A 921-nucleotide genomic window follows, 5' to 3' on the forward strand; every position below is an offset into this window, starting at 1 on the left:
CAATAAATTTATCGAAAAAACAGCTAGTAAAAATATTTACTGTTATTGAACGATCGGGCGCGATTCCTTCTTGTATAAGGAATAGTGTATTTTTAGTTATCATCTCCAAAAGTGATATTGTTTACTTGAACCCATCAGTGCAAAAAATAAAAGCACCTTTCAGCAACTTAGGAGTATAAAATCCTTCATTTATATTTAGTAAGCCAGTTAATTAATTGGTCATAGTTACTTGAGAACATTACATTGTCTTTGGTATTAGACTGTTCCAGGTGTATTAGAATATCCCCGTCTTCTAATAAAAAAGCGACTGCAATGGTGTTCTCTAATATATTATTAGTGAAAAAATTGTCTTTCCACAATTTTTGTACAGAAAAATGTTCTGGAGTATAACCTTTACGATTAACTAATAATTTATACTTTTTTCCTTGTTTAATAAATGAATAGCATGTTCTCTCAAATGAAATAAACCAGGTGTTTACATCAGCAAGGGTTATGAAACCTGTCAAATTAGTAATAATAATATCTTCAAAAATGGATGTACTTATATCTTTAACATTCAATTAAACAACAACTCCTTAATATCATTATAAACCAAATAATGGAATATGGCATAAATTTTAATGTTACACGGTTCTAAGTATTTGTGCTGTGTATTCAACAATCGGGCGCAATTTGGTGCAGCACCTTCTGTAATAAGATTCAGCGCTCGTTTTCCATTAAAGGGCGAAATCGTTGAACAAAGGAGGAATTTCAAAAGTAGATTAAAACAGTTTTAATACTTTTATTAGAATTACGATTCATACATTGCTATTACATCATATATCTGTTATGATAGTGAAGAGTTATTTTTGTTCTTTCTCAGATTGAGAATAGGATTTTGTTTTTCGTCTAAGGTATTTGAGCAGGGATAGTAACACAATG

At 30.1% G+C, this 921-nt stretch carries 1 protein-coding gene; it reads right to left on the reverse strand.

The window, feature by feature from the left end; translation table 11 throughout:
- Positions 1-185 precede the first annotated feature (185 nt).
- Entirely contained in the window at positions 186-560 is a 375-nt protein-coding gene (locus CD33_RS00140) for a hypothetical protein (protein WP_036196973.1), read from the reverse strand.
- Positions 561-921 lie beyond the last annotated feature (361 nt).

The organism is Ureibacillus sinduriensis BLB-1 = JCM 15800 (assembly GCF_000772955.1).
Lineage (GTDB): Bacteria > Bacillota > Bacilli > Bacillales_A > Planococcaceae > Ureibacillus > Ureibacillus sinduriensis.